The organism is Thalassospira australica (genome assembly GCF_000763295.1).
Classification (GTDB): Bacteria; Pseudomonadota; Alphaproteobacteria; order Rhodospirillales; family Thalassospiraceae; genus Thalassospira; species Thalassospira australica.
The window spans coordinates 85,060-101,795 of sequence record NZ_JRJE01000005.1 but is presented as its reverse complement, the minus strand read 5'-3'; the positions used below and the strand labels follow the sequence as shown (position 1 = coordinate 101,795).

Annotated in this window: 12 protein-coding genes; 11 read left to right on the top strand and 1 reads right to left on the bottom strand. The window is 53.9% G+C overall.

All coding sequences use genetic code 11. The features are described 5' to 3' along the window. The first annotated feature begins 201 nt into the window (after positions 1-201). The 7 genes from JF44_RS0104700 (at position 202) to JF44_RS0104665 (ending at position 8,843) form a co-directional block, all read left to right on the top strand. A complete protein-coding gene (locus JF44_RS0104700; protein ID WP_033067798.1) occupies positions 202-1,011 on the top strand; it encodes an ABC transporter ATP-binding protein in 810 nt (269 codons plus the stop codon). 2 nt (positions 1,012-1,013) lie between these two features. Next, positions 1,014-2,963 (top strand): long-chain fatty acid--CoA ligase, encoded by a 1,950-nt coding sequence (locus JF44_RS0104695; RefSeq protein WP_033067797.1) that lies wholly within the window; start codon positions 1,014-1,016, stop codon positions 2,961-2,963. Positions 2,964-3,033: 70 nt separating this feature from the next. Further along, positions 3,034-3,927, top strand: a complete 894-nt coding sequence (locus JF44_RS0104690) for a branched-chain amino acid ABC transporter permease (protein ID WP_033067796.1) — start codon at positions 3,034-3,036, stop codon at positions 3,925-3,927. Positions 3,928-4,212: 285 nt separating this feature from the next. Then, the gene (locus JF44_RS0104680; protein ID WP_033067794.1) at positions 4,213-5,286 is read left to right on the top strand and encodes a branched-chain amino acid ABC transporter permease; all 1,074 of its coding nucleotides are present in this window, start codon (positions 4,213-4,215) and stop codon (positions 5,284-5,286) included. A 106-nt stretch (positions 5,287-5,392) separates the two neighbouring features. After that, positions 5,393-6,637, top strand: a complete 1,245-nt coding sequence (locus JF44_RS0104675) for an ABC transporter substrate-binding protein (RefSeq protein WP_033067793.1) — start codon at positions 5,393-5,395, stop codon at positions 6,635-6,637. 152 nt (positions 6,638-6,789) lie between these two features. After that, positions 6,790-7,572: an ATP-binding cassette domain-containing protein gene (locus JF44_RS0104670; protein WP_033067938.1), complete on the top strand. Its 783-nt coding sequence runs from the start codon at positions 6,790-6,792 to the stop codon at positions 7,570-7,572. Between the two features lie 35 nt (positions 7,573-7,607). After that, positions 7,608-8,843 (top strand): phenylacetate--CoA ligase family protein, encoded by a 1,236-nt coding sequence (locus JF44_RS0104665; protein WP_033067792.1) that lies wholly within the window; start codon positions 7,608-7,610, stop codon positions 8,841-8,843. A gap of 74 nt (positions 8,844-8,917) precedes the next feature. Here JF44_RS0104665 and JF44_RS0104660 read toward each other — a convergent pair whose 3' ends face one another. After that, positions 8,918-10,186 (bottom strand): permease, encoded by a 1,269-nt coding sequence (locus tag JF44_RS0104660; protein ID WP_033067791.1) that lies wholly within the window; start codon positions 10,184-10,186, stop codon positions 8,918-8,920. Positions 10,187-10,315: 129 nt separating this feature from the next. On the opposite strand from JF44_RS0104660, the gene JF44_RS0104655 reads away from it, so the two are divergent. The 4 genes from JF44_RS0104655 (at position 10,316) to JF44_RS0104640 (ending at position 16,726) form a co-directional block, all read left to right on the top strand. Next, on the top strand, positions 10,316-11,524 hold the full coding sequence (locus JF44_RS0104655) for an MFS transporter (RefSeq protein WP_033067790.1): 1,209 nt from the start codon (positions 10,316-10,318) through the stop codon (positions 11,522-11,524). Between the two features lie 447 nt (positions 11,525-11,971). Then, entirely contained in the window at positions 11,972-14,836 is a 2,865-nt protein-coding gene (locus tag JF44_RS0104650; RefSeq protein ID WP_033067789.1) for a monovalent cation/H+ antiporter subunit A, read from the top strand. A 1-nt stretch (position 14,837) separates the two neighbouring features. After that, positions 14,838-15,194 carry a Na+/H+ antiporter subunit C gene (locus JF44_RS0104645; RefSeq protein ID WP_033067788.1) on the top strand — a complete coding sequence of 119 codons (357 nt, stop codon included), beginning with the start codon at positions 14,838-14,840 and terminating at the stop codon, positions 15,192-15,194. After that, positions 15,194-16,726: a monovalent cation/H+ antiporter subunit D gene (locus JF44_RS0104640; protein ID WP_033067787.1), complete on the top strand. Its 1,533-nt coding sequence runs from the start codon at positions 15,194-15,196 to the stop codon at positions 16,724-16,726. The genes JF44_RS0104645 and JF44_RS0104640 overlap by 1 nt, the downstream gene beginning before the upstream one ends. Positions 16,727-16,736: the final 10 nt, after the last annotated feature.

Below are 16,736 nucleotides of genomic sequence, written 5' to 3'. Positions count from 1 at the left end.
CATTGCATTGACGGGATATGCTGAAATTGGTACTTAAATGCCTATTAAATGTACCAAGCCCGGTTTCCGTAAGGTCAGGGTGCGATAAAAATCAGGTACATCATCAGGGAAACTGAACAGCGGCTTGCAAAAATATTGCTCGATGAACCGAAAATGCGGTTCTGCGGCATTTGCGGTCCAAGTCAGGGAGGAATGCGACGCATGTCGTCACAGAGTCCTATTCTACAGATTAACGACGTGTCGCTTGTTTTTGGCGGTGTGCGGGCGCTGAGTGATGTCAGTTTTTCCGTTCAGCCCGGCGAGCTTTTTTCGATCATCGGTCCGAACGGTGCCGGTAAGACATCCATGCTGAACTGTGTGTCGGGGCGTTATACGCCGACAACGGGGTCGGTATCCTTCAACGGGCAGGATGTTACCGGGCTTAAACCCAATGACCGTGCGGAACTTGGTATTGGTCGCACGTTCCAGAACCTTGCGTTGTTCGGGCATATGACGGTGCTTGATAACATCATGGTTGGTCGTCACCACTTGCTTAAGAACAACTTCCTGAACGGACCGCTTTATTGGTTGGGCGGGGCGCAGAAGGAAGAGCTGGAGCATCGTCGCTTCTGCGAAGACGTCATCGATTTTCTTGAAATTTCCCATATCCGCAAGGCCACCGCCGGTACGCTTTCCTATGGCCTGCGTAAGCGGGTCGAGCTTGCCCGTGCCGTGGCACTGCGTCCGGATCTTATTCTGCTGGATGAGCCGATGGCGGGCATGAACCTTGAAGAAAAAGAGGACATGGCACGCTTCATCATCGATCTGAACGAGGAATGGGGCATGACCGTTGTCATGATCGAACATGACATGGGCGTGGTCATGGATATTTCCAACCGGGTGATGGTTCTGGATTTCGGTCGCAAGATTGCCGAAGGCTTGCCCGACGAGGTGATGGCCAACAAGCATGTGAAGAAAGCCTATCTCGGCGAAGAAGATGACGACAACGATGATGACGAGCAGGTAGCCTGAGCATGAGTAGCAATATCCCGGAATATGCCGACATCAAGTCGCTTGATAGCTTCCCGAAAGTGCTGGCCTACAATGCGCGCAACTGGCCCAAAGAAGTTGCCATGCGCGAAAAGGAATTCGGCATCTGGCAGGAATTTACCTGGCAGGACTATAACGACCGCGTCAAATGGATGACGCTTGGCATGCGCTCGCTTGGCCTTGGCGCGGGTGACGTTGTCGGCATCATCGGCGAAAACCGCCCGGAATGGGTCTGGGCCGAAATTGCGGCACATGCCCTTCGTGGGATGTCGGTTGGTCTGTATCAGGACAGCCTGCATGAAGAAGTCGCCTATCTGATCACCTATTCAGGTGCGCGCATTCTGATCGCCGAGGATGAAGAACAGTGCGACAAGCTGATCGAACTTGGCGATGACATTCCGACGGTTGAACACATTGTCTTTTGTGACCCGCGCGGCATGCGCAAATATGACGATCCGCGTTTGCTGGATGTCGAAAAGCTTTATGAGTTGGGGCGCGAGCTCGAAGAAAAGAATCCGGGCACCTACGATCAGATGGTTGCCGATACCCGTGGCGATGAATGCGCGATCCTGTGCACAACGTCGGGTACAACATCCAAGCCGAAAATGGCGATGCTTAATTCCGGTGATTTTCTGGATCACTGTGCAGCGTACCTTCGTGCCGATCCGAAATATCCCGGTGATAACTATGTCTCGGTCCTGCCTCTGCCCTGGATTATGGAGCAGGTCTATGTGGTCGGGCAGTCGCTGATCAGCCGCCAGATCGTCAATTTCGTCGAAGAGCAGGAAACCATGATGGCCGACCTGCGCGAAATTGGTCCGAACTTTGTACTGTTGGCACCGCGTGTTTGGGAAACCATCGCGGCCGATGTCCGCGCACGGATGATGGATTCAACACCATTCAAACAGAAGATGTTTGATTTCGGCATGGCATTGGCGCGCACCGCACTTGATAACGGTGGTCATTCAAAGATGGCGGATGTCATTTTGATGAATGCGCTTAAAGACCGGCTTGGTTTTTCCAATCTGCGCTCTGCGGCAACCGGTGGGGCGGCTATTGGCCCAGAAACCTTCAAGTTCTTCCATGCCATGGGCGTGCCGTTGCGTCAGCTTTATGGTCAGACTGAGCTTTGCGGGGCCTATACCATTCATCAGCCAGACGACATTGATTTTGATACCGTGGGCGTTGCCTTTGATAATTCCGAAATCAAGGTGATCAACACCGATGAAAATGGTGTGGGCGAAATTGTTGCCCGGACATCGGGCATGTTCACCAGTTACTTCAAAAATCAGGCGGCCTATGACGAGGACGTCCGCGATGGCTGGATGCATACCGGGGATGCCGGGTATTTCAAGGATGAAAACAAACATCTTGTCGTGATCGACCGCATGAAGGATCTGGCGGAAACCTCGACCGGGGTGCGTTATTCGCCGCAGTTCATCGAAAACAAGCTGAAATTCTCGCCGTTTATTGCCGAGGCAGTGATTTTGGGCAAGGACCTGCCGTTCCTGTCGACCATGATCTGTATTCGCTATTCGATCATGGCCAAATGGGCCGAACAGCGCGGGATTGCCTTTACCAACTATACCAACCTTTCTGCCCAGCCGCAGGTCTACGACATGATCACCGAGGAAATCCGTGAAGTGAACAAAACACTTCCGGAAGCCCAGCGCATCAAGCGGTTCTTGCTGCTCTATAAGGAACTTGATGCCGATGACGGTGAACTGACCCGCACGCGCAAAGTGCGCCGCGGTGTGGTTGCCGAAAAGTATGGTGACATCATTGAGGCGGTTTATGCCGGCAATGAGAAGGTTGATATCGATACCATGATCACTTTCCAGGACGGGTCAAAAACCCGCATCCAGACGAGTGTGAAGGTCGTCGATCTTGACGATGACAAGGCCGCACAGACGGCCCCGAAAGCCGCCGAATAAGGCAGCAGCAAAACTGTGGCCCCGATCAGGAGTGATCCGGATTGCGGGCCGCCATTACAGGGATGGCAACATGAATTTCGAACTTCTGTTCCAGCTTCTGCTGAACGGTTTGATTGTCGGGACACTTTATGGCGTTGTCGCCATGTGTTTTGTCCTGATCTACAAATCGACCCAGATTGTTAACTTTGCCCAGGGTGAGTTTCTGCTGATTGGCGCATGGGTTTGCTATGCGTTTCTGGTCGAAATGAGTATGCCATTCTGGCTGGGCTTCCTGTTTACGCTATTGTTCATGATGGCGTTTGGCATTGTCCTGCAGATGGTGGTTTTGCGCCCGATGATTGGCGAACCGATCATTTCCGTGATCATGGTGACCATCGGGCTTTCGATTTTCTTCCAGGCCGCAACCAAGTGGATTTTCGGGGCGACAACCGCGACCTATCCGCAGGTGTTTGAAACCCGATCTTTGAACGTGTTGGGGATGCAGATCGAGACGGCCTATATCATGAGCTTCGTGATTTCGCTGTTCATCATGGCCGGGTTCTACTGGTTCTTTAAATACTCCAAACTTGGCCTTGCCATGCGCGCCACCGCCTTTGATCAACAGGTTGCGCAAAGTCTTGGTATTTCCGTCAAAACCGTATTTGCCATGTCCTGGGCGATCTCGGCACTGGTGTCGGGGGTTGCTGGCATCGTGATCGGCATGGTCAACGGTGTGTCCTCGGCACTTTCCGTCATCGGGATCAAGGTGTTCCCGGCGGTCATTCTGGGTGGGCTTGATTCGATTGTCGGCGCCATCGTTGGCGGGGTGATCATCGGGCTTTTGGAAAACACTGCCGAGTTTGTCGATGGTCAGTATCTGCACTGGGGCAATCTGTTTTCGATAGCACCCTTCTATGTGCTGATCATCATCCTGTGCATCAAGCCTTATGGCCTGTTTGGCACCAAAGACATTGAACGTATTTAGGGCCTGTTGATGATCAGGATATCGCCGTGGTTGCCGCCTAAGGGCGCGAAATTAGGAGTGAGGACGCAGGACATGCTTGGCATATTCAAGGACGAGGGACGCGGGTTCGCGCCCTTAGGCAGCAATCCCTCTGGGACGGGGCGTGTTTTCCCATCTGCGGCGTCGCGGCTGGCTTTCGTGGGACCCGCCAGGTTGCGCCATCCACTTCTTGCTGGCGGAAAAATACGATCCCGCCACGACGGCATTCTGATTGTCAACAGGCCCTAAGGGACGAGGAAAAGAACTATGGCTGGATTTTCGCTACGTCCTTGCGGTGATTTCCGAACGACCTATCGGCAGGATACCCGCATTTTTGATACGACCTATATCCGCAATGCTGCGATGCTTGGCATCTTTGCGGTGGCTATGATCCCGTTTGTCCTTGATGGTTATTACGTCAATCTGTTCATTCAGATTTCGTACTTTGCCATCGCGGCACTTGGCCTGAACATACTTGTTGGCTTTACCGGGCAGATTTCGCTGGGTCATGCGGCGTTCTTTGGTTTTGGGGCCTTTGCATCAGCCTGGATCAACAATACCACCGGCATTCCGGTATTGCTGTCGATCCCGCTGGCCGGACTTATGACAGCTGCTGTTGGCATGCTGTTTGGATTGCCTGCCGCACGCATCAAGGGATTGTATCTTGCGATTGCCACGTTGGCGGCCCAGTTCATCCTTGAAGATTTCTTTGCCCGTGCAAACTGGTTTACGGGCGGGTCAAACGGTGCTGCAGCCAATCCGGTCAATGTGTTTGGCTATGAAGTCTATGATGATTTCAGCTTCTTTTATGTCTGCCTGTTCTTCTTGGTGGTGATGTATTTGCTGGGCACCAACCTGATGCGGACCCGTGACGGGCGCGCGTTCGTTGCTGTGCGTGACCATTATCTGTCCGCAGAAATCATGGGCATCAACCTGACAAAATATCGTCTGATGAGCTTTGCGATTTCATCGTTCTATGCGGGTATCGGCGGGGCACTTTATGGTCATTATCTTGGCTTCGTCTCGGCAGAAGGTTTCACCATTCTTCTGTCCATCCAGTTCCTTGGCATGATCATTATCGGGGGGCTTGGTTCGGTTAAAGGCACCCTGATGGGTACGGTCTTTATGGTGCTTTTGCCGGAAGTCATGGAAAGCGGTGTCAGCGCACTGAGCATTTTTGAATGGGCCAATTCGACGGCTGTGACCGACGGGCTGGCTTATATCAAGGAGATGGCAATTGGTCTGGCCATCATCCTGTTCCTGATCTTTGAACCGGATGGGCTTGCCCATCGCTGGCAACAGATCAGGGCGTACTGGAAGCTTTATCCCTTCTCGTACTGATAAATACCCCCGAACCCGGCCCGCTTATAAAAACAAAAGGGCCGGGATCAAAAACGGGGCGACCGGGAGGCTATCTTTGATGAAAACGTCCAAGGGAGACGTCGTTATGAAGAAATTGATTGCAGCAACCGCGATGGTTGCGACGGGGCTGTCGTTCTCGGCAGCGCAGGCAGATGACGATATGGTCTTTGTCGGCCATCTGATGGATATCACCGGCCCGACGGGCTTTATCGGGAAGTTCTATGCCGATGGTGTGCGTGACGCGCTGTCGTATATCAACATCAATGGCGGGATCGACGGCACAGTGATGGATTCAGAATCCGTCGATTATGCCTATAAAGTTCCCCAAGCGATTGCGAACTACAAGAAATGGCGTTCGCGCAATGAAATGGTCGCGATGCAGGGCTGGGGAACAGGTGATACCGAAGCCCTGATCAGCTTCGTTGCCCGTGACAAGGTTCCGGTCTATTCCGCATCCTATTCCGGTCACCTGACCGACCCGACGGCGAAGAACCCGAAAACGGCAAAGCCGGCACCCTATAACTTCTTCTATGGCGCATCCTATTCCGATGCCTGCCGGGCAATGGTTCAATGGGCCGCAGAAGACTGGAAACAGTCCGGTGGTTCTGGCAAGCCGATCTTCTCGCATATCGGGGATAACCACCCGTATCCGAATGCCCCGAAAGAGGCTTGCGCGGAATACGCAACAGAGCTTGGCTTTGAAGTAACCGCACCGGTTGTTGTTTCGATGAAGCCGGGTGACTTCAAGGCACAGTGCCTGACGATGAAAGAAGCCGGTACCAACTATGGTTACCTTGGCAATCTGGGCCCGTCGGTTGTGTCGTTGGTGAAATCCTGTGACACGGTTGGCGCAACCCCGAAATGGCTCGCCAATATCTGGGCGGGTGATTACGAAACGCTGAAAACCATTGGCGATGTGGAAAACTACATCTTCCCGGCCATGACCAGCTTCTGGTCGGACGAAGGCGTTCCGGGCATGGATTTGGTGCGCGAAATTTCCAAAGTGTCTGACAGCTCGGGTGAAGCGTTCCGTACGCATCACTACATCCGTGGCATTTGCTCGGCCTATTACATGAAAGAAGCCATGGAATGGGCAAAGGCAAATGGCGGGATCACTGGTGAAAACATCAAGGCTGGCATGTATGCCCGTCAGGATTGGGTGCCAGAAGGTCTGGACGGGGTGTGCATGGAAGCAACCTGGACGGCTGAAGACCATCGCGGCATCAACACCGTCAATATCTACAAAGGCAGTGCCAAAGGTGGCGAGGCAATGGTTGAAAAAGTAACAACCGTTACCCTGCCGCGCCGTGACGACTGGCTCGGCTACTAAGTCGGTCTGGTAAGACGAATGTCTCCCTGACTGTTCGGAGACAGGACATGAAACGCAAGATGCCCTGTCTTCGACAGCGGGAGATCAAAAAGAACTAATTCGAAAGGGACACCATGGCAGAGCCCGCCCGCAAAACTGATACTGCTGAACCGATGCTGTCGGTTAATAATATTGAAGTTGTTTACGACGAGGTGATCCTTGTTCTGCGCGGTGTATCGCTTGAGGTCCCGCAAGGCAAAATCGTCACCCTTCTGGGTCCGAACGGGGCCGGAAAGTCGACAACGCTTAAGGCAATTTCGGGACTGTTGAAGACCGAAGATGGCGAAGTGACCCGGGGCGACATCAATTTCATGGGCAACCAGATTGCCAATGGAAATCCCGAAGATATCGTGCGGTCCGGCCTGTTCCAGGTGATGGAAGGCCGTCGTATTATCGAAGACATGACCTGCATCGAAAATCTGCGCCTTGGTGCCTATACCCGCAAGGACAACAAGGTCAAAGAAGATATCGATATGGTCTTTGACTATTTCCCGCGCCTGAGAGAACGTACCGGTCTTGCCGGGTATCTTTCGGGTGGCGAGCAGCAAATGCTGGCGATTGGGCGTTCGCTGATGGCGCGTCCGAAAATGATCCTGCTGGATGAGCCGTCCATGGGGCTGTCGCCGCTTTTGGTCAAGGAAGTGTTCGGGATCATTGAAAAGATCAACCGCGAACAGGGCATCACCATGCTCATCGTCGAGCAGAACGCAAACTTTGCGCTTAAGGTTGCCGATTATGGTTACATCATGGAAAGCGGCAAGGTTGTGCTGGATGGTACGGCTGACGAGCTTTTGAATAACGAGGACGTCAAGGAATTCTATCTTGGCGGTGGATCGGAAGAACGCAAAAGCTTTAAGAACATTAAATCTTACAAACGGCGTAAACGCTGGTTGTAATACCGAGTGCCGATTTTGAATGAAGGGCGGGTAGGATGCTCACGACTTATTACGACGAACGCGAAACGCGCAAACCCGCAGACCGCGCAGCAGGCCTGATGGCGGCCTTGCCGCGCATTATCCATCATGCGAAATCCAGATCTCCGGCTTATGGCCGTTTGCTTGCCGATGTTGACCCGCAAATGGTCACGAGCCTTGATGACTTGGCCAAACTGCCGGTCACGCGCAAATCCGACCTGATTGACGCGCAAGCCAAAGAACCGCCGCTTGCGGGGCTGAATGCGACACCGGTTCCCGCAATGGCGCGCCTGTTCCAAAGCCCCGGCCCGATCTATGATCCGCAGGGCAAGGGCGATGACTGGTGGCGGATGGGGCGCGCATTTTTTGCCGCCGGGTTCCGTCCGGGCGATATCGTTCACAATTGCCTGTCCTATCACCTGACGCCGGGTGGCTTTATCTTTGACAGTGGGGCGCGTGCGTGTGGCTGTGTTGTTGTTCCGGCCGGTGTCGGCCAGAGCGAAGCGCAGGTTAAGGCAATCAGCGACCTGAAGCCGTCAGGCTACAGTGGTACGCCGTCGTTCCTGAAGATCCTTGTCGAAAAAGCCGATGAGCTGGGCGCGGATATTTCATCGATCAAACGCGCATTGGTGTCGGGCGAGCCGTTACCGGAAACCCTGCGCAGTTGGTTTGCTGAGCGCGGTATCGCCATGCTGCAATGCTATGCCAGTGCGGACCTTGGCCTGATTGCCTATGAAAGCGATGCCAAGGACGGCATGATCGTTGCCGAGGATATTATCCTTGAAATCGTCCGTTCGGGTACGGGGGAACCTGTTGAGGCCGGTGAAGTCGGCGAAGTGGTGGTCACCACGCTCAATATGGATTATCCGCTGATCCGATTTGCCACCGGTGACATGTCAGCAGTGGCGGTCGGGCAAAGCCCGTGCGGGCGCACCAACGACCGGATCAAGGGATGGATGGGGCGCGCCGATCAGACCACCAAAGTCAAAGGCATGTTTGTTCATCCCCGACAGGTTGCCGAAATCGTCAAACGCCATGACGAAATTACCAAGGCGCGTCTGGTTGTGACCCGTGAAAATGACAATGATGTCATGACGTTGTTATGCGAAGGCAATCGGGATGCAGCTGATAACGATGCGATTGTGGACTCCCTGAAAAGCGTCTGCAAGCTTAGTGGTGCCGTGTCATGGGACACGAATGGCGGATTGCCAAATGATGGCAAGGTTATCGATGATCAACGTGACCATGGGTAATTGAGTTAGCTTACTTAAGTTTCATTCCCGCTCGGGAAACTTGTGCCGCCTGGTTTTAACCGGCGGCACTTTTTTTACATCAAGCTTGCGATCTGAAGGGCAAGTCCACCAGCCAGCAGCATTAGGGCAGTAGCAACAATGATGTTTTTGGCTGATAGAAAAGACCCGCCGTCCTGATGATGGTGATGGCCATGATCATGGTTGCCGTGGGTATCATTGCTGTTGCCATTGTGGTCATGGTGCGTGGATTTTTGGCCTTCACGGCGCAGCCAAAGCAACCCGCCCGTCATTACAAAGGCAGCGATATTGAGAAACAGTGTGTAGTTGACGGCAAATGCACTGACCTCGGCAATGTCACGGCTGCTTTCGGGGATCGCGCCGAACGCGACAAAGACGTAGTGCAGGATCAGGGCTGTTGCCACGATGCTGGCATACATTATTCCTGCGATATAAAGCGCAGTTTTCCAGCCATAATAACGCGCATTCACTTTCACCAGTGGCGGGACCATCAAGTCGGAATAGATAAAGCCCATAATCCCGGCAAAACTAACACCCCCGGCACTTAGAACTGTTGCTAGCGGGATGTTGCCCATCGACCCGATAAAGGTCGCAGCAGCGACAAATGGCGCAATAAGAGCGTTTTCCAGAACGGTCAGGAATGGCAGATCAGATGCGCTGCCTGTGCCGTCCCCGGCAAGGAACAGGGTCTGCCAGAATTCTGCAGGTACAAAGACTGCAATAAACCCGGCAATCGTGAAACCGATAAGGATCTCGCGCCAGACCATTTGCCATTCCATGACAAAGCGGTTCCCGACCTGTTGCCAGCCTGATTTGGATTGAATGCGCCGCTTCCAGTCAAAATCGTCCTCTTCGCTGCCGGTTTCATCATCGGCGTGCTGTTTGGCCGCCTTGATCATGTCTTTGGGATAGGTCAGTCGGATCAGGAAAGCGGATATGGCAATCATCAGGATGCCACCGATGATTTCAGCGACGAGAAACTGCCAGCCAAGAAACAGGAAAATCAAAACACCCAGTTCAATGACCAGGTTGGTTGAGGCAAACATGAACGCAACGGTGGCAATGAAGTGTGCCCCTTTTTGAAACAGGGACCTTGCCGCAGACAGGGCCGCAAAGGAGCATGAGCTTGATATTGCGCCAAACAGCCCGGCAAGAGAAATACTGCCAACATCCCCATGCCCCATATGTGCTGTCAGGCGGGTTTTGGGCACGAACACCTGAATGGCTGCACTGATCGCGTAACCAAGTACAAATGCCCACAGTGCGTTCCAGAAGAACCCGAGCGCTGTGATGACGCCGTTCGAATATTGTTCAAGAAATTCCATTCTGTGCCCTCCTGCAAACTCAGATGCCGGGTAATCCCTAAACGACTGAAAGGGCAAAGAGTTCCAAGATAGGCTTTCGTCAGCATCTGTGTATGATGGGCCAAACTTTAGAAAACGCTGTGGGGAAAAATGGCACCTACCGGTAAAATATTTGCCGTTTCCATGATCACGATTTGCCAATTGATGGCGCTAGCCTTGTGGTTTTCCGCAACGGCCGTGCTGCCGCAATTGCGCAGCGAGTTCGGTATTGATGCGCTTCAATCATCGCTTTTTACCAGTGCCGTTTTGCTGGGATTTGTTTTGGGTACGGTTGCCAGTGCCATTCTTGGTTTGGCGGACCGGATTGAACCCCGGCGGTTCTGGGCGGCATCGGCGATCATTGCCGCAACCGCCAATATCCTGATCCTTGTTGTGCCGGTCGATGGTGTTGTCGTGATCTTGCTGCGCCTGATTACGGGTGTCTGCATGGCGGGCATTTACCCGATTGGCATGAAGATGGTCGCGACTTGGTCGCGCGGTGATACGGGATTTCTTGTCGGGTTGCTGGTCGGTGCGTTGACCATGGGGTCAGCGATGCCGCACCTGTTTTCAGTCGCAGTTCCCCTTGATTGGCGTTACGTCATCGTCACGGCGAGCATATGTGCCTATGTCGCGGCCTTTGCGGTACTGTTTGTGCATCTTGGCGGAACGCCGGGAAAATCACCGCGCTTTGATCCAAAAATGGTTGGCAGGATTTGGGCAAACAAACCTTTGCGCCATGCCTGCTATGGCTATTTCGGGCATATGTGGGAACTGTATGCCATGTGGGGGTGGATTGGTCTGTTCCTGTATGGCGCGTATTCCGGTCGGTTGGTGGATAATCCCGGTGTCTGGTCGGCATTGTCTACCTTTGCGATTGTCGGTATCGGCGCGTTTGGATCGTTGGCGGGGGGGTATTATGCTGACCGGATCGGGCGCACGACTGTTACCATCGCGGCCATGGTGGTCAGCGGTGCCTGTGCCATGATTGCCGGTGCACTTGGCGATGCGCCCTTCGCAGTTCTTTTGATCGTTTGCATTGTCTGGGGCATTTCGGTGGTTGCGGACTCAGCACAATTTTCATCCTGCGTTATTGAGCTTGCCGATCCGCATCAGGTCGGCACAGCCCTGACATTGCAAAATGCCATTGGCTTTCTGATCGCACTGATATCGATCCATCTTGTGCCGGTGATTGCAGATCATGCGGGCTGGTGGGGGGCTTTTGCGATGCTTGCTGCCGGGCCGGTTGCCGGGACGATTGCCATGGCAAGATTGCGCATGATGCCTGAAGCCAAGCAACTTGCAGGTGGGCGAAAATGAGTTTTTGCAGGCCAACGGTTGTAACCGGGGGTGATCGTCTTCACTTGACAGCGGTGTGGTAAAAAGCTGCGCTGTTTGGGTTTTCTTGACCATTCCTGGGTCAGGACCTATTAATTTGATTGGAGTGGCAGTGTTTGTATTGGCAAAATACAAGGAAAATCCCGTTAGGCGGGTTGGTGTCCCGGCAAAGAGCTTTGACGCCGGAGTTTTCCAATACAAACACTGTCTTTCGGATCGATCAGATTTGCACGGGCAACTTTGTCGCAAAGACTTGAAAGATACATATCTTCCTGTGTCTTTGCTTCGCGTATCCGCACAAATCGGATCGACCAGTCGAACCAAATTAGTAGGTTCTGACCCTAGGTACTAATATTAACTTCTGGCGGAATTTTCTTGCTGTCTCGCGTTGGGGGCGATGCGGCGAATATCCAAAAATAAGGGTCCTTCATGAGTCTCACCCTCATTGTTTTGCTTCCCTTCATTGGGGCGGTGTTACCCGCCATAATGATCCGGGCCGGGCGCAATGCATGTGCCACTGCTACCGGTTCTGTCACGCTGCTTGCCTTGATCCTTTTGATGGCAAAGGCCCCTGCGGTCATTGCTGGCGAGGTCTTTCAGGTCAGTTATAGTTGGTTGCCGGAACTCGGTCTGAATGTGACCTTTTTCCTAGATGGGCTGGGCTTGTTGTTCGCAACGCTCATTCTTGGCATAGGCCTTCTGATCATCATTTATGCGCGGTTCTATCTTTCAAAGAACGATCCCATGGGCAGGTTTTATGTGTTCCTGCTGTTGTTCCAGGGCGCCATGGTCGGCATCGTTCTTTCAGATAACATTCTGCTGCTGTTGATTTTCTGGGAGCTGACGTCGCTGTCATCGTTCCTGCTAATCGGGTATTGGAAGCATCTGCCCGAAGGCCGTCAGGGCGCGCGTATGGCGCTTGCCGTGACCGGGGCCGGTGGATTGGCGATGATTGCCGGGATGCTGATCCTTGGCGATATTGTCGGGTCCTATGATCTGAGCGTCATCCTGCAAAACGCCGATCTGATCCAGGCATCGCCGATGTATCTGCCGGCACTGATCCTGATTCTGTTAGGCTGCTTTACCAAATCGGCACAGTTCCCGTTCCATTTCTGGCTGCCGCACGCGATGGCGGCACCAACGCCGGTTTCGGCTTATCTGCACTCGGCCACAATGGTGAAGGCGGGCATCTTTTTGATGGCCCGCATGTGGCCGGTGCTGTCAGGTACGCCGGAGTGGTTCTATATCGTGGCAACAGCGGGTCTTGTGACCATGGTGGTTGGCGCGTGGATCGCGATCTTCAAGCACGACCTTAAAGGGTTGCTGGCCTATTCAACGGTCAGTCACCTTGGTCTGGTGACCATGTTGCTTGGGTTTGGCACACCGATGGCCGCTGTGGCCGGGGTTTTCCACATCATCAACCATGCAACCTTCAAGGCGGCGCTGTTTATGACAGCCGGTATCATTGATCATGAAACCGGCACCCGTGATATTCGACGTTTTGGTGGTTTGCTGAACCTGATGCCGATCGCCGGAACCATCGGGATTATTTCGGCGGCGTCAATGGCCGGGGTCATCCCGTTCAACGGTTTCATTTCCAAGGAAATGATGCTCGAAGAAGCATGGCACACCATGTGGCTGGATCAGAACTGGATCGTTCCGCTTCTGGCAACGGTTGGTGCGCTGTTCTCGGTGGCGTATTCGTTCCGCTTTATCTTCCATGTCTGGTTGGGCAAGCCACGCGATGAAAACCTGCCACATCATCCGCATGACCCGCCGTTTGGCATGTGGGCACCGCCCGCGTTTCTGACGGTTCTGGTGGTTCTGATCGGCCTGTTCCCGGCCACTATTGCCGGGCCGCTTGTAGCGGCAACATCGGGGGCTGTGATTGGGGGCGAGTTACCCGATTATTATCTGTCCCTTTGGCATGGTCTGACACCGGCGCTGGGCATGAGCGTGATTGCATTGATCGGTGGCGCGCTGTTGCTGATGCGCCATGGTGGATTGATGTCGGCAACCGCGAACCTGTCGCGTCCGGATGCCAAGTCGATGTTTGACTGCGCGATTGCCAAGTCTGTCGCCCTGAGCCGACTGGTTTCGGACAATCTGCATAACGGATCTTTGCAGCGCTATCTTGCGATCATGGTAATCGGTGCGATTGGCATCGGCCTTTCTGGCTTTTATGCGCAGCCGGACTTCCAGTCGGGATCGCGGGAACTTCTTGAAGTTTCGCCACCTGCGGCGATTGGCTGGTTGTTGCTGGTCGTGACTTCTGTGGCTGCGGTCTTTATGCATCACAACCGTTTGCTGACCTTGCTTCTGCTTGGTGTGGTGGGCCTGATTGTATCGCTTGGCTTTATCTATCTGTCGGCACCCGACCTTGCGTTGACGCAAATCTCGGTCGAGGTGGTAACCGTCATTCTGATGTTGCTGGCGCTTAATATCCTGCCAAAGGAAACGCCAAAGGAAAGCATGCCCGGACGCAAAATGCGTGATGGCATTGTTTCCATCGCAGCGGGCCTTGGCGTTGGCGGGGCGATCTGGGCGATCATGACACGCGATCTGCCAAATTCGATTTCGTCCTATCATCTGGCGAACTCCAAGATCGAAGGCGGCGGCACCAATGTTGTCAACGTCATCCTCGTTGACTTCCGTGGCTTTGATACCTTTGGCGAGATCATTGTCCTTGGTATTGCTGCGCTTTCGATCTTTGCGCTGATTGAAACCGTGACCCAGGGTGAGGCGGCAAAACGTCTGGCCAACTGGGTGGTGGATCGTCGCCGGTCGCCAAACCGTCACCCGATGATGATGGTTGTTGCCACGCGTGTGATGCTGCCGCTGTCCTTGATGGTGGGTGTTTACATCTTCCTGCGCGGTCATAACGAGCCGGGCGGTGGCTTTATTGCCGGTCTGGTCGTTTCGGTTGCGCTGGTTATGCAGTATATGGCGTCTGGCTTTGGCTGGACCCAGAACCGCATGAAGGTCAACTATCATGGCATGATTGGCCTTGGTGTGATTGCCGCGGCAATTACCGGGGTATCGGCCTGGGTTGCAGGCCTGCCGTTCCTGAGCAGCGGTTTCGTTCATGTTCATCTGCCGATTGTTGGCGAGTTCGAACTGGCATCTGCCATGGGCTTTGACCTTGGCGTGTTCCTGACGGTCGTCGGGGCGGTGATGCTGGCCCTTGCCAAGCTGTCACAGGTCGAACGTATGGCCGAACATGTCGACATTAATGCCGAACCGATGGATCACGACCCATCGGCACCGGTGGCAACGCCGGAAAAGGAGGCCTGATATGGAATTTCTGGTAGCAAGCAGTATTGGGCTTCTGACGACCTGCGGGACATATTTGTTGCTGCGCGGGCGCACCTTTCCGGTGGTTGTCGGCTTGGCGATGTTGTCCTATGCGGTGAATGTCTTTCTGTTCGCCATGGGGCGCCTGACCATCAATATGCCGCCGATCCTGCGTGAGGGCGTCACCGAATATACCGATCCTTTGCCACAGGCACTTGTTCTGACGGCAATTGTGATTTCGTTCGGTATGACGGCACTTATCGTTGTTTTGTCGATCCGGGCTTATCTTGAGATTGGCAATGATCATGTTGACGGTCGCCCGGTTGGCGCGCCATCCGAAGCAGGAGATAAAAACTGATGGGTGACTGGATTGTTGTTCCCATACTGCTGCCTGCGGTGATGGCAGCGCTGATCGTATTGGCCGTTCGTCACGACATTATCTTGCAGCGGGTTTTCTCAATTACGGCAACTGTTGCACTTGTCGCCGTTTCGCTGTGGCTGGTGATTTTTGCCAACGGTCATGCACCGGAAATGTATGCCTTGGGCGATTGGCCTGCACCGTTTGGTATTGTGCTGGTGCTGGACCGTTTGTCAGCGATGATGGTGTTGCTCACATCGCTTCTGGGACTTGGTGTTGTCTTGTTTGCTTCAAGCGAATGGGATCAGCGCGGCAAGCATTTCCATGCCCTGTTGCAGTTCCAGCTGATGGGGGTCAACGGTGCCTTCCTGACCGGCGACGTCTTTAACCTGTTTGTGTTCTTTGAAGTTTTGCTGATCGCGTCATATGGTTTGATGCTGCATGGTGCGGGCGCAGATCGTTTGAAAGCCGGCATGCAATATGTCGTCATCAATCTGACCGGTTCAACTTTGTTCCTGATTGGTGTCGGCATGATCTATTCCGTGACCGGCACATTGAACATGGCCGATCTTGCCATTCAGGTGCCCAATGTGGCGTCTGGTGATGCTGCCCTGTTGCGTGCAGGGGCGTTGATCCTGCTTCTGGTGTTCTGTGTTAAGGCTGCGTTGGTTCCGGTTCATTTCTGGTTGCCGGGCACCTATGCCAACGCACCGGCGCCGGTGGCGGCCCTGTTTGCCATCATGACCAAGGTCGGGGCCTATTCGGTTCTGCGTGTCTATTCGCTGGCCTTTGGTGATCTGGCCGGTGATATGGCGTGGCTGGCTGAACCTTATATCCTGCCGGCAGCACTGATTACGCTGGTGCTGGGCATGACCGGGGTTCTGGCGGCAAAACGCCTTAACAGTCTGATTGCCTTTTCGGTGATCGGGTCGATGGGGACCTTGTTGATTGCCATCGGATTGTTCACGCCAGAAGCCATTTCAGCAGGGCTTTATTATCTGTTGCATTCGACCTTCTCGGCAGCGGCCCTGTTTTTGATTGCCGATCTTGTGGTGTCACGCCGGGGCGAGTTTGGCGACAGCCTGCATACCGCACCGCGTTTCCATCAGTCGGGCTTCCTTGCCGTCCTGTTCTTTGTCGGGGCAATCGGCATGGCCGGGATGCCGCCACTTAGTGGCTTTGTCGGTAAGTTGCAAATCATGGATGCGGCACGTGACAGCGATGCCATGGTCTGGATCTGGTCGATCATTCTGGTAACGTCGCTGATGTGCATCATCGGTTTTGGCCGGGCAGGCAGTGTGCTTTTCTGGAAGAGTTCCTCTGTCGATGGCGAAATCACCGTCCAGGGTGCGAAATGGCCGGTTTTGCCGATCATTGCAAGTTGCGGCATGGTGGGCGCCCTGGTTGCGCTGACCGTCTTTGCCGGACCGATTTCCGAGTATCTGCAAGGTGCCGCCATGCAGTTGTTTGAACCGTCGCAATACATCGAAGCGGTGCTGGGTGAAAACGCCCTGTCACTGGTCGGTCAATAAGGGGAAAGGA

Excerpts from the sequence above, each read along its gene's own strand:
- JF44_RS0104675 (WP_033067793.1), top strand. The coding sequence starts at position 5,393 with ATGAAGAAATTGATTGCAGCAACCGCGATGGTTGCGACGGGGCTGTCG.
- JF44_RS0104670 (WP_033067938.1), top strand. The coding sequence starts at position 6,790 with ATGCTGTCGGTTAATAATATTGAAGTTGTTTACGACGAGGTGATCCTT.
- JF44_RS0104660 (WP_033067791.1), bottom strand. The coding sequence starts at position 10,186 with ATGGAATTTCTTGAACAATATTCGAACGGCGTCATCACAGCGCTCGGG.
- JF44_RS0104700 (WP_033067798.1), top strand. The coding sequence starts at position 202 with ATGTCGTCACAGAGTCCTATTCTACAGATTAACGACGTGTCGCTTGTT.
- JF44_RS0104650 (WP_033067789.1), top strand. The coding sequence starts at position 11,972 with ATGAGTCTCACCCTCATTGTTTTGCTTCCCTTCATTGGGGCGGTGTTA.
- JF44_RS0104690 (WP_033067796.1), top strand. The coding sequence starts at position 3,034 with ATGAATTTCGAACTTCTGTTCCAGCTTCTGCTGAACGGTTTGATTGTC.
- JF44_RS0104695 (WP_033067797.1), top strand. The coding sequence starts at position 1,014 with ATGAGTAGCAATATCCCGGAATATGCCGACATCAAGTCGCTTGATAGC.
- JF44_RS0104655 (WP_033067790.1), top strand. The coding sequence starts at position 10,316 with ATGGCACCTACCGGTAAAATATTTGCCGTTTCCATGATCACGATTTGC.
- JF44_RS0104645 (WP_033067788.1), top strand. The coding sequence starts at position 14,838 with ATGGAATTTCTGGTAGCAAGCAGTATTGGGCTTCTGACGACCTGCGGG.
- JF44_RS0104680 (WP_033067794.1), top strand. The coding sequence starts at position 4,213 with ATGGCTGGATTTTCGCTACGTCCTTGCGGTGATTTCCGAACGACCTAT.
- JF44_RS0104640 (WP_033067787.1), top strand. The coding sequence starts at position 15,194 with ATGGGTGACTGGATTGTTGTTCCCATACTGCTGCCTGCGGTGATGGCA.
- JF44_RS0104665 (WP_033067792.1), top strand. The coding sequence starts at position 7,608 with ATGCTCACGACTTATTACGACGAACGCGAAACGCGCAAACCCGCAGAC.